Annotated in this window: 11 protein-coding genes; 5 read left to right on the top strand and 6 right to left on the bottom strand. The window is 70.5% G+C overall.

Annotated elements, in window-relative coordinates:
• Positions 1 to 5: 5 nt before the first annotated feature.
• The 3 genes from AC3EN4_RS22780 to ybiA all read right to left on the bottom strand — a co-directional run bounded on the left by AC3EN4_RS22780 (position 6) and on the right by ybiA (position 2020).
• A complete protein-coding gene (locus tag AC3EN4_RS22780; RefSeq protein ID WP_435207729.1) occupies positions 6 to 812 on the bottom strand; it encodes a zf-HC2 domain-containing protein in 807 nt (268 codons plus the stop codon).
• Positions 809 to 1360: an RNA polymerase sigma factor gene (locus tag AC3EN4_RS22775; protein ID WP_435207728.1), complete on the bottom strand. Its 552-nt coding sequence runs from the start codon at positions 1358 to 1360 to the stop codon at positions 809 to 811. Before AC3EN4_RS22775 ends, AC3EN4_RS22780 begins: the two co-directional genes overlap by 4 nt.
• A 90-nt stretch (positions 1361 to 1450) precedes the next feature.
• Positions 1451 to 2020 (bottom strand): riboflavin biosynthesis intermediates N-glycosidase, encoded by a 570-nt coding sequence (gene ybiA, locus AC3EN4_RS22770; protein ID WP_435207727.1) that lies wholly within the window; start codon positions 2018 to 2020, stop codon positions 1451 to 1453.
• Between the two features lie 144 nt (positions 2021 to 2164).
• On the opposite strand from ybiA, the gene AC3EN4_RS22765 reads away from it, so the two are divergent.
• From AC3EN4_RS22765 to AC3EN4_RS22755, 3 genes are all read left to right on the top strand, one after another.
• On the top strand, positions 2165 to 2935 hold the full coding sequence (locus AC3EN4_RS22765; RefSeq protein WP_435207726.1) for an IclR family transcriptional regulator: 771 nt from the start codon (positions 2165 to 2167) through the stop codon (positions 2933 to 2935).
• 440 nt (positions 2936 to 3375) lie between these two features.
• The gene (locus AC3EN4_RS22760; protein WP_435207725.1) at positions 3376 to 4806 is read left to right on the top strand and encodes an extracellular solute-binding protein; all 1431 of its coding nucleotides are present in this window, start codon (positions 3376 to 3378) and stop codon (positions 4804 to 4806) included.
• A 101-nt stretch (positions 4807 to 4907) separates the two neighbouring features.
• On the top strand, positions 4908 to 6824 hold the full coding sequence (locus AC3EN4_RS22755) for an ABC transporter permease (protein WP_435207724.1): 1917 nt from the start codon (positions 4908 to 4910) through the stop codon (positions 6822 to 6824).
• A gap of 55 nt (positions 6825 to 6879) precedes the next feature.
• Here the strand turns inward: AC3EN4_RS22755 and AC3EN4_RS22750 are convergent, their stop codons facing one another.
• Positions 6880 to 7770: a CDP-diacylglycerol diphosphatase gene (locus tag AC3EN4_RS22750; RefSeq protein ID WP_435207723.1), complete on the bottom strand. Its 891-nt coding sequence runs from the start codon at positions 7768 to 7770 to the stop codon at positions 6880 to 6882.
• Between the two features lie 181 nt (positions 7771 to 7951).
• Complete coding sequence (locus tag AC3EN4_RS22745; protein WP_435207722.1) at positions 7952 to 9112, bottom strand: low temperature requirement protein A; 1161 nt, start codon at positions 9110 to 9112, stop codon at positions 7952 to 7954.
• Between the two features lie 154 nt (positions 9113 to 9266).
• On the opposite strand from AC3EN4_RS22745, the gene AC3EN4_RS22740 reads away from it, so the two are divergent.
• Complete coding sequence (locus AC3EN4_RS22740; RefSeq protein WP_435207721.1) at positions 9267 to 9737, top strand: hypothetical protein; 471 nt, start codon at positions 9267 to 9269, stop codon at positions 9735 to 9737.
• A gap of 11 nt (positions 9738 to 9748) precedes the next feature.
• Here AC3EN4_RS22740 and AC3EN4_RS22735 read toward each other — a convergent pair whose 3' ends face one another.
• The gene (locus AC3EN4_RS22735; protein WP_435207720.1) at positions 9749 to 12145 is read right to left on the bottom strand and encodes a glycoside hydrolase family 65 protein; all 2397 of its coding nucleotides are present in this window, start codon (positions 12143 to 12145) and stop codon (positions 9749 to 9751) included.
• A gap of 137 nt (positions 12146 to 12282) precedes the next feature.
• Between AC3EN4_RS22735 and AC3EN4_RS22730 the strand changes: the two genes are divergently transcribed.
• Positions 12283 to 12909 (top strand): phosphatase PAP2 family protein, encoded by a 627-nt coding sequence (locus AC3EN4_RS22730; protein ID WP_435207719.1) that lies wholly within the window; start codon positions 12283 to 12285, stop codon positions 12907 to 12909.
• The last annotated feature ends 4 nt before the right edge of the window (positions 12910 to 12913 follow it).

The raw sequence follows: 12913 nt of genomic DNA, 5'->3' as shown, positions 1-12913 counted from the left end.
TCCCTTCAGAACGAGGTGAGGCGCCGGAAGCTGTTGGCGCGCAGGAGGGTCAGGGCGGCCAGCACGACCGTGACGAAGGCCCACCCGTCGATGGCCGTCGGCTCCAGGAGCACCGGCAACTCGGCGGTGGCGAGGCTGGGCGCGACCACAGCGGCGGCCCAGGCCGCCATCAGCCCGACCGCGGCACGGCGTACGCCGATGAGGGAGCCGAGCAGCAGGGTGGCGGCGGTGAAGGCCAGGCACGGCAGCAGCATCAGCGCGGGGTTCACCCGGCTGGCCCCGTACGCGGCGAGCACGGCGAGCAGCGGGATGACGAGAACGAGCACCGCCGTGGTACGCCGCAGCAACATGGTCAGACCGGCCGAGGGAGTACCGACGACCAGTTCCCAGGCCGGGTCGCCGCGTCTGCTCCAGGCCGCCGCGACCCCGGGCAGCGGCGCGAGGGGCGCGAGGAGCAGCACGATCGACGGCAGCTCGGACAGGAAGTACGTGAGCAGGGCCGCGCTGCCGAGCACGCCGGCGGTCATGGCGACCCAGGGCAGCAGCGCCGCCACGAACCAGCGCTGTCGCATCGGCGTACGAAGGAATGTCCTGGATCGTGGAGCGGGACCGGCGGCGATCGTGCGGTCGACGGCCGCCGCGACCTGGGCGACCAGGGCGCGCGAAGCTGCCGTGGTGCTGCCGGCCAGGCGGGCCCGGCAGTCGGCACAGCTCTCCAGGTGCACCTCGATCGACCAGACGGTCGCCTCGTCGAGACCGGCATCGCCATCGGCGTAGCGGTCGATGTCGTTCAGGGTGGGATGCGTGCTCATGACAGTGCCTCCCGCAGGACGATCCGGGCGCGACGGATCCGGGACTTGACGGTGTTCTCGGGTACGCCCAGCAGCACGGACGTCTCGCGGACGGTGAAGCCGTCCAGGACGGTGGCGCGCAGCACCGCGCGGACCTCGGGCGGCAGCACGGCGAGGGCCTGTTCGAGTTCCTGCCCGACCCGACCGGCGAGCGCCTCGTCCTCGGCGGCGGGCACGACCGTCTCGACCGGGTGCACCTGCGGCACCCGGGCCTGCCGCGAACGACGCCGGAACGCGTCCACCAGGCGGTGCGCGGCGATGGTCCACAGCCAGCCGACGGCGCTGCCGCTCACCTGGTGGCCGGTGAAGCTGCCGGCCGCCCGCCAGACCGCGAGGTAGGTCTCCTGGAGGACGTCGGCGACCATGTCCGGGTCGGCGCACCGCCGTCGCAGGCGCACCTCCAACCAGGGCGCGGTCCGCCGGTACAACTCGTCGAAGGCCCGCCGGTCACCACGGGCCACCCGGCGGACGAGTTCCTGCTCGTCCGCCGCGTCCAGGCTTCGTCTCACGACAGGTAAGACGACGGCCTCCTCGGGATCGGGTCTCCCGTCACTGTGACCGCCGTCACTAACGTGCGTCGGTCCGGGCCGAGCCTGAGGTTATCGAGCGTCAAGTTGTGCACGGGCGCGCATCAGGGCGAACCCGAGCAGGTTCTGGCCGCGCCACTGGGCCGGGTCGTCGGCGCGTGGGTCCGTTGCCGCCAGTCCGATGCCCCAGACCCGGTCCACGGGACTGGCTTCCACCAGTATCCGGTTGGCCGTGCCGGACAGGTACTGCCCAAGGTCGGGGTGCTGGCTGAACTTCGCCACGTTGGCGGCGACGACCAGACCGAAACTGTGCTCGTCCCAGACGGTTTGATCGAATCCGCGTACCTGCCGGCCCAGGGTCTTGACCGCGCCCGGATGCGACGCCGTCAACATCTGAGCGGCGATCGCGTCGTCACCGAACAGGCGGGCCTTGCCGACCATCATGTAGTGCTCAGCGGTCAGATAACGAGTGCCGTCCACAGTGAATGGTGCCGGCCACCACTGGCTCAGGCACCCCGGTCCGATGCTGCCGTCAGCCTGGGGCCGGTGACCCCAGAAGAACAGGTACTTGGGACGCCCGCCGCCGGCGACATGGGCGCGCAGTCCGGTGAGGTCGCGGGGCAACGGATCCGTCGTGCTCACGTCCCGCAGCGTCCCAGACCTGTGTGACATCGAGCGCTGGGCGCTCGGAGCCTGGCGCGGACGGCTCACGTGGCTATCCTCTTCAGGTGCTGGGCCGTGTGGAGATCGTTGACACGGGTCCGGCATTTCGAAGGGACTAGCGACATGCCCCGTGTGGTACCGGCAGTTATCCGCGCACTCGACGTCCTCGAACTGTTCCTGGACTGCCCTCAACTGTCGGCCCGCCAGGTGATGGAGCGGCTCGACCTGCCGCGCACCACCGTCCACGAGCTGCTGGTGACGCTCGAGGCTCGCTCGTACCTGATCTCCGTGCCGGGTCAACCGGTGCAGTACCGGCTCGGGATGCCGCTGTTCCAGCTGGGCGCGGCGTTCGCGGGTCGGCTTGATCTGGTACGCGAGGCACAGGGTGTCGCGCGGGACGTGGCGGCCGCCTGCGACGAGGCGGTTCACGTGGCGGTGCTGGACGGCGCCGACGTGGTCTACCTGGTCAAGTTCGACAGCATCCACCCCGTACGGATGGTGTCCGGGGTCGGGTTGCGGCTGCCCGCGCACTGCACGGCGGTCGGCAAGGTGCTGCTGTCCGCCCTCGATCCGGAAGAGCTGGACGCGGTCCTGATGAAGGATCCGCTGCCGGGCATGACGCCGGAGAGCATCACCGACCCGGACCTCCTGCGGGAGCATCTCGACCAGGTCCGGGCCGAGGGTGTCGCGGTCGACGTCGGCGAGTCGGACAGTGCGATGCGCTGTGTCGCGGCGGCGATCCGGGACCACTCCGGCGCTGTGATCGCCGCGATGAGCCTGTCCGCGCCGATCATCCGCTGGACGCCGCAGGTGCAGGGGAAGTGGACGGGCCTGGTTCGCGAGGGCGCGGCCGCGCTGTCGGCGCGGATGGGTTACCGGGCCCAGCCCCGGTAACAAAACTCCCGCTTTCGGTTCGAAACAGCATCGAAACATTGACATCGCTTACCGGGCTGCTCTAGCGTCGCACCACTCGATGCGGTATATCGAACCTAGTTCGAAATCTCGAACGGCGGTGGTCCCGTGACACGACCGAACCGGAACGTCAGCGCCACTGTCTCGGCCCTGTCGCCGATCGCCTCGACCACGTCGCACCGTCCGAGGTGCGGCACCCGACAGATCTCGGGTGGCTCGGACGGAGCGTGCATGCGCGGACGCTCCGTGGCGGCCGGCGAGCCCGCTCGTTGCCACGGCGACCGACGAACGAACTGATCTCGACGGGCGACCGGCCGTGGTCGCCACCAAGAAGCCCAACTGGAAACACGACGATCGCGGCGTTCGCCGGGTGCGCCTTCGGCGTGCGGCCGTACGCGGCGAGACGAAGGAGGCGGGTGTCCATGGAGGACAAATCGGGTTGGTCCCGGCGCGGCGTGCTGGGAATGGGGGTGGGGGTACTCGGCGCGGCGGGTCTGGCCGCGTGTGGGGGCACCTCCGAGTCGCCGACCAAGGTGCAGCCGGAGGTCCCGCAGGAGCTGATCGACGCCGCCGCGTCGATGAAGGGCTCCTCGATGGGGATGTTGTCGCAGAAGCTGTACTCGACGGCGGCGAACGACGCCCTCGACAGCTCGATCAAGAAGTTCGCCGACAGCACCGGCACGAAGATCGAGAACAGCCTGGTCCAGGCCGACGCGGGTGACGTGGTCGCCAAGATCGATGCCGAGGTCAAGGGTGGGGTGGCTCGTGACCTGGCGTTCATGACCGACTCCCGGTTCGTCGCCCAGTTCCAGGCACTGGGCGACCTGGAGGACGTCACCGACGTCGTGCAGGCGCTGACCGCCAAGTACGGCGAGCCGTGCGCGGAGGCCAAGAACTTCTGCGTCTTCGACGGCAAGTGGTTCGCGATCCCGTACCACTTCATCGGGATCGGGTCGTTCCTGCGCAAGGACTGGATGCAGGAGAAGGGCATCACGCCCAAGGACATCTACAGCTGGGAGGAGCTGCGGGACGTCTGCCTGGCGATCTCCGATCCCGGCAAGCGCCGGTTCGGCTGGGGCATGACGATCAACCGGTCCGGTGACGCCAACGGCATGATCGAGGCGCTGATCAACGCGTACGGCGGGTCGATCGCCTCCAACGACGGCAGGAAGGTCACCTTCGAGTCACCGGAGACGGTGCAGGCGGTGACCTTCCTCGGCGACATCTACACCAATCCGAAGTACAAGCCGATGCTGCCGCCGGGGATCGCCAGCTGGACCGACACCAGCAACAACGAGAACTGGCTCGCGGGAATCCTGGGTTACACCCGCAACCAGTTCAGCGTCTACGCGGATTCGCGGACCAAGAAGAACCCGGTGCACGCCAACACCCACGTCTTCTCCGACTGCATCGGGCCGGCCACCAACAATCCGCTGCTGCTCGGCCAGTCGCAGGGCTTCGTCGTCTTCAAGGGCGCCAAGAACCCCGCGCTCGCCAAGCTTCTGGCGCAGTACCTGGTCAGTGCGCCCGCGCTGCTCGGCGTGGCGAAGGAGGCGCCCGGTCTGGTGATGCCCGCCTGGGAGAAGGTCTGGGACGCGGACCCGTTCTTCACCAGCGGCGACCCGGCGTTCCCCATGCTGCGCAAGATCACCCAGTTGCAGCTGCCGTTGAACACGAAGAACGGCCTGACCTTCCCGCAGAAGGCAAGCGCCGGCCAGCAGGCCGTCGGCTCGGCGTACGTCCTCACCGACATGATGCAGCAGGTCGTGCAGGGCACCGCGCCCGCGCAGGCCGTGAAGGCGGCCCACACCAAGATGGTGCAGATCTTCAATCAGCAGGGGCTGCCGCAGTGAGGACGCTCCGTCCCGCGCGGGTCCCGGCGGCGAGGGCGTCCTCGCCGCCGGGATCCGGCTCCCTCACCGCGACCCAGCGCCGGCTGGGTCGTGACTGGCGAATGGCGGCGTTGTTCCTGACGCCGATGGCCGTGCTGGTCGGCGGTCTCGTGCTGGTACCGATCGCCCGGTCGGTCGTCACCAGCACCACCGAGCGGCACGGGCAGGAATCCGTGTTCGTCGGCCTGGACAACTACCTGCACCTCGTCGGTGACGACCAGTTCCACACGGGCGTGGTGAACTCGTTCGTCTTCACCGCGTACGCCGAGATCTTCAAGGTCGTGCTCGGGCTGGCCGCGGCCCTGCTGCTGCACCACCGACGCCGCGGACGGGCGGTGCTGGCGGGGTTGCTCCTGGTGCCGTGGGTGGTGCCGACGGTGGTGACGGCCTTCAGCTGGCGCTCGCTGCTCGACCCCATCTTCGGCAGCGTCAACACGCTGCTCACCACCACCGGGATCGGACCGCTGCTGGTCGACCTGCACCTGGTCGACAGTTGGCCGGCCGGCTGGCTCTCCGACCCGTCGCTGGCCATGCCGTCGGTGATCATGGTGAACGTCTGGAAGGGGGTGCCCTTCTTCACCGTATGCTTCCTCGCCGGGTTGAAGGCCATCCCGGCCGACCTGTACGAGGCAGCGACCATCGACGGGGCCTCGGCGTGGCAGCGGTTCGCCAACGTGACGCTGCCCGGCCTGCGCCACGTGATCACCGTGACGGTGACCCTGTCGTCGATCTGGACCTTCAACAACTTCGACCTCGTCTGGCTGCTGACCCAGGGTGGCCCGGGCGACGTCACCGCGCCGTACGTGCTCGTCGCGTACTCGAAGGCGATCCTGCAGTTGCAGTACGGCGCGGGCGCGGCGGTCACGCTGGTCATGCTGCCGGTCATCGGTGGGCTGGTGTTCTTCCTGGTCCGGCTGTTGCGCCAGGATTCGGGGGCGAAACTGCCCCGGGCCCGACGCACGACGCTGCGGGTCGGCACGCGGGCGCGCAAGGCCCTGCCGTGGGTGATCACCGCAGTGGTCACCGGCCTGCTGATCTGGGCGTCGCCGGAGATCTTCTGGAAGGCCGCGGTCATCCTCGGGGTGATCCTGCTGATCGCGGCGGCGGTCGGTCGGGTGGTGTCGACCCTCCAGTCGCGTGGCGGTCGCCGGTCCTCGTCGGCGGTGTCGAGCCTGGGATCCTGGGTCGCGCTCGCCGGGCTGCTCTTCTTCGTGCTCGGCCCGCTGTACTGGATCGGCGTCACGGCCTTCAAGTCCGAGGGCCAGGTCGTCATGCGGACCGACGACCTGTGGCCGACACCCTGGACCACGGAGCAGTTCACCGCGCTCTTCGCCAACCAGCCGTTCGGTCGCTGGTACCTGAACACCCTGCTGGTGTCCGCGGCGTCCACCGCGGTGGCGCTGGTCTGCGCCGCTCTCGCGGGTTACGCGCTGGCCCGGCTGCGGTTCCGGGGCGCGCAGGGGTTCACCGTCACCGTCCTGCTCACCTACGTGATGCCGGGCGCGCTGCTGTTCATTCCGCTCTACCAGATGCTCATCGGCGTGCGACTCACCGACTCGTTGTGGTCGCTGGTGGTGACGTACCCGACGTTCACGCTGCCGTTCGCCACCTGGCTGCTGGTCGGCTACTTCTCCTCGATCCCCGTGGAGCTGGAGGAGGCCGCGCTCGTGGACGGCTGCACCCGGCTACAGGCGTTCGGCCGGGTGGTGCTGCCGCTGGCCAAGCCCGGACTGCTGGCGGTCGCGCTCTTCACCCTGACCAACGCCTGGAACGAGTTCCTCTTCGCCTTCGTGTTCATCACGAAGGACGAGTACAAGACGTTGCCGGTGGGAATGCAGTCGATGATCGCCGGAGACGTCGTACCGCAGGGACAGCTCGCCGCGGCCTCGCTGCTCGTCAGCATCCCCGTGGTGATCATGTACGCGCTCGGGCAGCGCTTCCTGACCGAAGGGCTCACCGCGGGCGCGGTCAAGGGCTGACGACCCCCACCACCGCCGTACGGTCCGGACCGGTCCGTATGGCGGTGGTGCGGGGTCAGTTGTAGGCGAGGAGCAGGTCCACGGTGCCGGTGCCGCCCGGCTGGCCCGGCGGGGTCTGGAGGGCGGGTTCGCTGTTGACGACGTAGAAACCGCCGTTGCCGACCAGGCGTGGGGTGACCGCCAGGGCCTGGTTCCGCATCTGGGCCCCGGTGGGTCCCACGACGTTGTCGCGCAGCAGGGTGAACAGGTTGGTGTTCAGGTTCGAGACGTGCAGCACCCGGTACGAGCGGGGGGCGGGCATCCCGGTGCTCGTCAGGCCCCAGATCGGGACGATCTGGTTCGGCCAGTTCGTCGGGTTGTTGGTGATCACGTTGTCGTAGTTGTTGAGCTGCGTCTGGATGCCACTGTGGATGCCCGTTAGGTGGATGTGCAGTTGGTCCTGCTGCCGGGCGTCGGCCGAATTGATCCCGAGCCCGATGTTCGGGTACACGACGTGCGACGGCTGCCCCGGCTGGGCGTTGATCCACGCGTCCAGCCAGTAGTTCGGCGCGGCGGCGGTCGCGATCCACGGGCATTCGATGCCACTGATCCGGCAGGTCGGCACCAGCAGGAAGTTGTGGTTGTTCTGCGGCCTACCGTTGAGCACCACGTAGTCGGACGTCGTGGTCAGGCAGTTGGTCGGCGGCGTGGTCCGCGTGCCGAGGCAGACCTGCACCCGGTCCCAGAGGTCGTACCGACCACCGGTCTGGTTGGGGAAGCCGCACAGGGCCGACGGTGTCGGGCAGTTCGCGCCGCCCGGTGGGGGCGGCGTCGGCTCGGGTGGTTGGCCGCCGTCGGCCATGCCGCCGTCCGCGCCGGCCAGCGCCAGCAGTCCGCCGGCCCCGGCCACCCCGGACAGCTTCACGAACTGGCGTCGGTGGATCGTGTCGTTCCGCTTGTTGCCCACTGTCACCCTCCACCGCGACCATCGGCAGCCCTCCGCTGGTCCGAGGATTCGGACGTGAAGGCTGGAACGCGTTCACATTAGGACGAATCGCCGTCAGGTCGGCGAGCCGCCGGGCCGGGATCCCCTGATCGTGTCCGCCGGGTGCGGTGCCCGAGCACGTCGCCGACCGTCCCGCACCCGGTCAGGCCGGGCGGGACTGGCGGTAGGCCATGATGCCGGCGCGGTCCAGGACGACGACCACGAGCACCACCACCGTGGCGACCGCGCTGAGCGCCAGCAGCGGCGGTCGCAGGGCCACAGCCACGCCGCCCAGCACGAACAGTGCGGTCACCCGGGGCCAGGACACCCGGCGGTGGATCGCCAGGGAGAACAGGATCCGACCGACCAGGAACAGCGTGGGCCCGCCCATGATGACCAGGGCGGAGGTGGTGTCGCTGGTCTCGGTGGGATGCGCGATGCTCAGCTCGGCGCCGACGGCGGTGACCACCAACCCGGCGACCATCACCAGGTGCAGGTATCCGGTGATGACGCCGAGCCGGGCCGGGTCGGCGCGCTCGATGGCCGGGCCCAGACGTTGGCCGGCGGGCGTCACGTAGAGCAGACCGATCAGCACCGCCGTCGCGAAGACCAGCAGAAACGCGGCGATCTCCGGCAGGTCGAGCCGGGTGTCGGCGAACGAGAGGCCGGCCACCAGAACGAGTTCGCCGAGCGCGATGATCATGATCTGTTGGTACCGCTCCGCGAAGTGCTCACCGGCTAGGTGCAACTCCCTGCGGTCGGCGCGGCCCAGCAGTGGCGTGGGCCAGCCGAGTCGTGGGCCGATGTAGTCGATCGCGAGGGCGAGCGTCCAGAGCGGCACCCGCCACCGCGCCCAGCAGACGCCCGCCAACCACGGCAGGGCGGAGACGGCGTACCAACCGAGGATCCGTACCGCCCGACGTTGCCGGGGATGCCCCCGCAACGTCACTGCGGTGATCAGACTCCGGCCGACGTGCAACCCGACGTACGCGCCGGCGAAGAGCAGCCCCCGGCCGTCCAGCGCCTGCGGAACCGCCACCCCGGCCAGCAGGCTGGCCAGCGCGGCGACGATCAGCAACCCCCGGATGGCCGGGCTCTCCGGGTCGTACCAGTCGGCGAACCAGGTGGTCGTCACCCAGATCCACCAGACGCCGGCCAGCAGCAGGGCGGTACGCAGCGCGCCGGCCAGGGTGAGGTCGTGCAGCAGATGCTCGGTCAACTGACTGAGCGCCATGACGAACGCCAGGTCGAAGAAGAGTTCCAGAAAAGAGGCGCTGAGTGGCGCGTCGCCTCCCCGCAACAGCCGTTCGGGCTTGCTCGCCATCGGCGCTCCTCCCGGTGGCACGCCCTGCGTCCGTCGTACCACCGGGGACGGGCCGCAGGAGGCGAAACGGGCCGCCCCTCGTGTCGTTGATCCGGCTGCACCCCTGGTCAGCGCCGACCACGGTGGGGGCACCCACGCACGAGGAGGGACGCCGATGACCAGTCAACGGGAGACCGTACGGGTCGACAAAGATCTGTTCCGCGCCGTGTACGACTCGCCCGCGTCGCTGCCCGGCCGGCACCGGTGGACCACCCCGGAGTCGGACGTCCGGCGGCTGGAGAAGCTGCTCGGCATGCCCGCGCGCACCATCGGCGCCCCGCTCTGGGTCAGCGGCGACGAGCCGGACTGCCCGAAGTGCGGCCGGCGGATCACCTGGTACGACATCGTCTCCTCGGCGGTCACCGGGCTGCACGACAAGGGCATGATCGCCGAGGTCATCCTCGGCGATCACAAGTACGTCAACACCGAGGTTCCGGACGCCATCGCGGGGGTGCACTGCGCCGACTGCCACACCCCCATCGCGGGCCTGCGCAGCTTCAAGTGCCACAACTGGGCGTACGCCTTCGAAGCGCTGGAGGCGGTCCGGAAGCGGATGAACGGCGGGCCGGGGTCGGCGCAGCTCTGAGCGCCCGCCGGTCAGTCGGCCGAGCGGCGGGCGGGGCGGCGACCCGGCGGCGACGGCGGCTCCGGTCCGGGGTCGGGCACCGGCGGCATCGGTCGGGTGACCGGCCCGGCGGCGGTGACCCGCAGGCGCTCGCCGTGGTGCCACAGCTCGACCTCGGCGTTCCCGGCGGCGTCGGGCAGCTCGTAGCTCGCCTCGGCGGCGGTCAGCGTGACCCGTAGCCGGTGCCCCCGCCACCGCAGGCAGAAGCCCAACCGGTCGATCCGCCGGGGTAGCCGAGGGTCGAAGGAGAGCACTCCCCGGTCGTCGCGCAGCCCGCCGAAGCCCTGCACCAGCGCCAGCCACGCCCCGGCCAGCGACGCCAGGTGCAGCCCGTCGGCGGTCTTGTCGCCCAGGTCCGCCAGGTCCTGCGACACCGATTCGGCGAACAGGTCGTACGCCAGGTCGAGGTGCCCGACCTCGGCGGCCAGCACGGCCTGCGGCGCGGCCGAGAGCGACGAGTCGCGGACCGTCCGGGCCTCGTAGTAGGCCAGGTTGCGAGCCTTCTCGTCGGCGGTGAACTCCCCCGGGCACAACTGCATGGCCAGCACCAGGTCGGCCTGCTTGACCACCTGCTTGCGGTACAACTCCAGGTAGGGGAAGTGCAGCAGCAGCGGGTAGTCGTCCTCGCCGGTGTGCGCGAAGTCCCACTCGGGCTGCGCGGTGAACCCGGCGGACTGCTCATGCACCCCACGCGCACGGTCGTACGGCACGACCAGCGCGTCGGCGGCGGCCCGCCAGCCGGCGATCTCGGCCGCGTCCACACCCAGCCGGCCGGCCACGTCGGGGTGCCGCTCGGCGGCGTCGGCCGCGCCCCGCAGGTTGCGGCGGGCCATCAGGTTGGTGAAGACGTTGTCGTCGACGAGCGCGGCGTACTCGTCCGGGCCGGTCACCCCGTACAGGTGGAATCCGCCGTCGTCCGACCGGTGTCCGAAGCCGTGCCACAGGCGCGCGGTCTCCACCAGCAGTTCCAGGCCCTTGTCGGCGAGGAACCGTTGGTCGTCGGTGGCCGCCACGTAGCGCAGCACCGCGTCGGCGATGTCGGCGTTGACGTGCAGGGCGGCGGTGCCGGCCGGCCAGTAGCCGGAGCACTCCCGGCCACCGATGGTCCGCCACGGGAACGTCGCGCCGGTCAGCCGCAGCTCGGCGGCCCGCTCCCGAGCCTGTGGGAGGTGGGCGTGCCGCCAGGCCAGCGCCGAGCGGGCCACCGCCGGCGCGAGGTAGGTGAGCACCGGCAGCACGTACGTCTCGGTGTCCCAGAGCACGTGCCCGTCGTAGCCGTTGCCGGTCAGCCCCTTGGCCGAGATCGTCCGGTCGCCGTCCGGGCGACCCGCCTGGATCAGGTGGAACATCGCGAACCGGAGCGCCTGTTGGAGCTCCCGGTCACCGTCGAGCCGCACGTCGGCGACCTGCCAGGCCGCGTCCAGACTGGCCTGCTGGTCGGCCAGCAGCGCCGCGAAGCCGTCGGCGCGGGCGGCGTCCGCCTCGGCGACGACCAGGTCGGCCAGCTCGTCGGCGGGCACCCCGTCGACCGTCGAGCACTCGTAGGCGGCGAACTTCGTCAGGCACAGCCGCTCGCCCGGGTGCAGCCGGGCGGCCACGGTGAGCCGTACCCGGTCGGGCGTGCCGTCGCTGGTCGTGGTCGCCGTGGCCGGCGCGTCCACCAGGTGACTGACCGCCACCGCGACGCGCTGGCCGCTGCGCTCGGTGCGGTGCACCAGCACCCCGTCGAGGCCGGTCGTGCGGTGCGTCTCGGCGGTCAGCGGGTCGGTGAGCACCGACGCCGCACGTGGATCGTCGGAGCGTTCCGGTACCCGCTCGTTCGCCAGCAGATCCGAACAGACGCGCAGGTCGGCGGGACCGTCCAGCGGCTCGACCTCGTAGCGGACGGCGGCGACCGGCCGGCGCGGCAGGGACACGAGGCGGGTGCTGCGGACGAGCACCCGACGCCCGCCCGGCGAGATCCACTCCGTCTCCCGGCGCAGCACACCCGCCCGCAGGTCGAGTACCCGTTCGTGACCCCGCAACGTGCCGGTCCGGATGTCCAGCGGCTCGCCGTCGACCCAGAGCCGGACCAACGCGGCGTTCGGCGCGCTGATCACGGTGTCACTGGACTGCGGGAACGCGTACCCCTCCTCGGGGTAGGTCAGCTCCCGCCGCTCGTGGAAGCCGTTGACGTAGCTGCCCGGCATCCCGCACGGCGCGCCCTCGTCGAGAACGCCGCGCCACCCGACCCACCCGTTGCCCAGCGCGAAGATCGACTCGGTTTCGCCGAGGCGATCCAGGTCGGCCGCCGTACGCCGGATCTGCCAGGTCTCGTCCGCCGGCACGGCGGCGGGTGGCGGCTGGTCGGTGGCCGGACCGCTGTGCACGAGACCTCCTGAGGTGTCGACGACTTCCCACCAGCCAAGCAGGAACGCCTGGAGGAAAGCTGAACGAAGGCGCCCACCTTCGCGTTTCCAAGATGTCTCCAAGTTGAACGCGGTATGAACGTCTGGTGAGGTGATTCATGGCCGACAACGGCAGCACGGACGTCCCAGAGATCAGCGCCGAGTGGTACCGCGACATCGTCGACGCCGCCGCCGGCACCCCGCACCCGGTGCAGTGGTTCGTCGGGCACGCCACCGAGGCGGTGATCCTGCTGCTCGGCGCACTGCTGGTGACGGCCGCGCTGCGCCGCCTGGCCGGCGGCCCGCACAACCGGGCACTCGCCCTGGTCGCGCCGCTGCCGACGCTCCTGGCGTACGCGAGCAGCGAGTGGATCAAGACGATGGTGGACGAGGACCGGCCGTGCCGGACGATAGGGCGGGCGATCATCGCCGGCGCCTGTCCACCACCGGGCGACTATTCGTTCCCGAGCAACCACGCGACCCTCGCCGGCGCGCTGGCGGTCACCACCCTGCTGCTCTCCCGGCGGCTCGGGCTGGTCGCGCTGCCGCTGGCCGTCCTGGCCGCGTTCTCCCGGGTTTTCGTGGGCGTGCACTACCCGCACGACGTGGCCGCTGGCCTGCTGCTCGGCGCACTGGTCGCGCTCGTGGCGACCCCACTGCTGGCCCGCCCGACCGCCGAGGCGCTGCGTCGCCGCACCGACGCCCGCCGCCCGGTACCCGACCTGGCCGGCCGACCACGCCCGTAGCCGG

The sequence above is a fragment of the Micromonospora sp. bgisy143 genome, assembly GCF_057708145.1.
The sequence above is the reverse complement of the archived record's forward strand: the minus strand, read 5'-3'. Positions and strand labels throughout refer to the sequence as shown.

Bases quoted from the DNA above. Each gene is read 5' to 3' on its own strand.
- AC3EN4_RS22780 (WP_435207729.1), bottom strand. From the start codon at position 812: ATGAGCACGCATCCCACCCTGAACGACATCGACCGCTACGCCGATGGC.
- AC3EN4_RS22765 (WP_435207726.1), top strand. From the start codon at position 2,165: ATGCCCCGTGTGGTACCGGCAGTTATCCGCGCACTCGACGTCCTCGAA.
- AC3EN4_RS22760 (WP_435207725.1), top strand. From the start codon at position 3,376: ATGGAGGACAAATCGGGTTGGTCCCGGCGCGGCGTGCTGGGAATGGGG.
- AC3EN4_RS22755 (WP_435207724.1), top strand. From the start codon at position 4,908: ATGGCGGCGTTGTTCCTGACGCCGATGGCCGTGCTGGTCGGCGGTCTC.
- AC3EN4_RS22745 (WP_435207722.1), bottom strand. From the start codon at position 9,112: ATGGCGAGCAAGCCCGAACGGCTGTTGCGGGGAGGCGACGCGCCACTC.
- AC3EN4_RS22740 (WP_435207721.1), top strand. From the start codon at position 9,267: ATGACCAGTCAACGGGAGACCGTACGGGTCGACAAAGATCTGTTCCGC.
- AC3EN4_RS22730 (WP_435207719.1), top strand. From the start codon at position 12,283: ATGGCCGACAACGGCAGCACGGACGTCCCAGAGATCAGCGCCGAGTGG.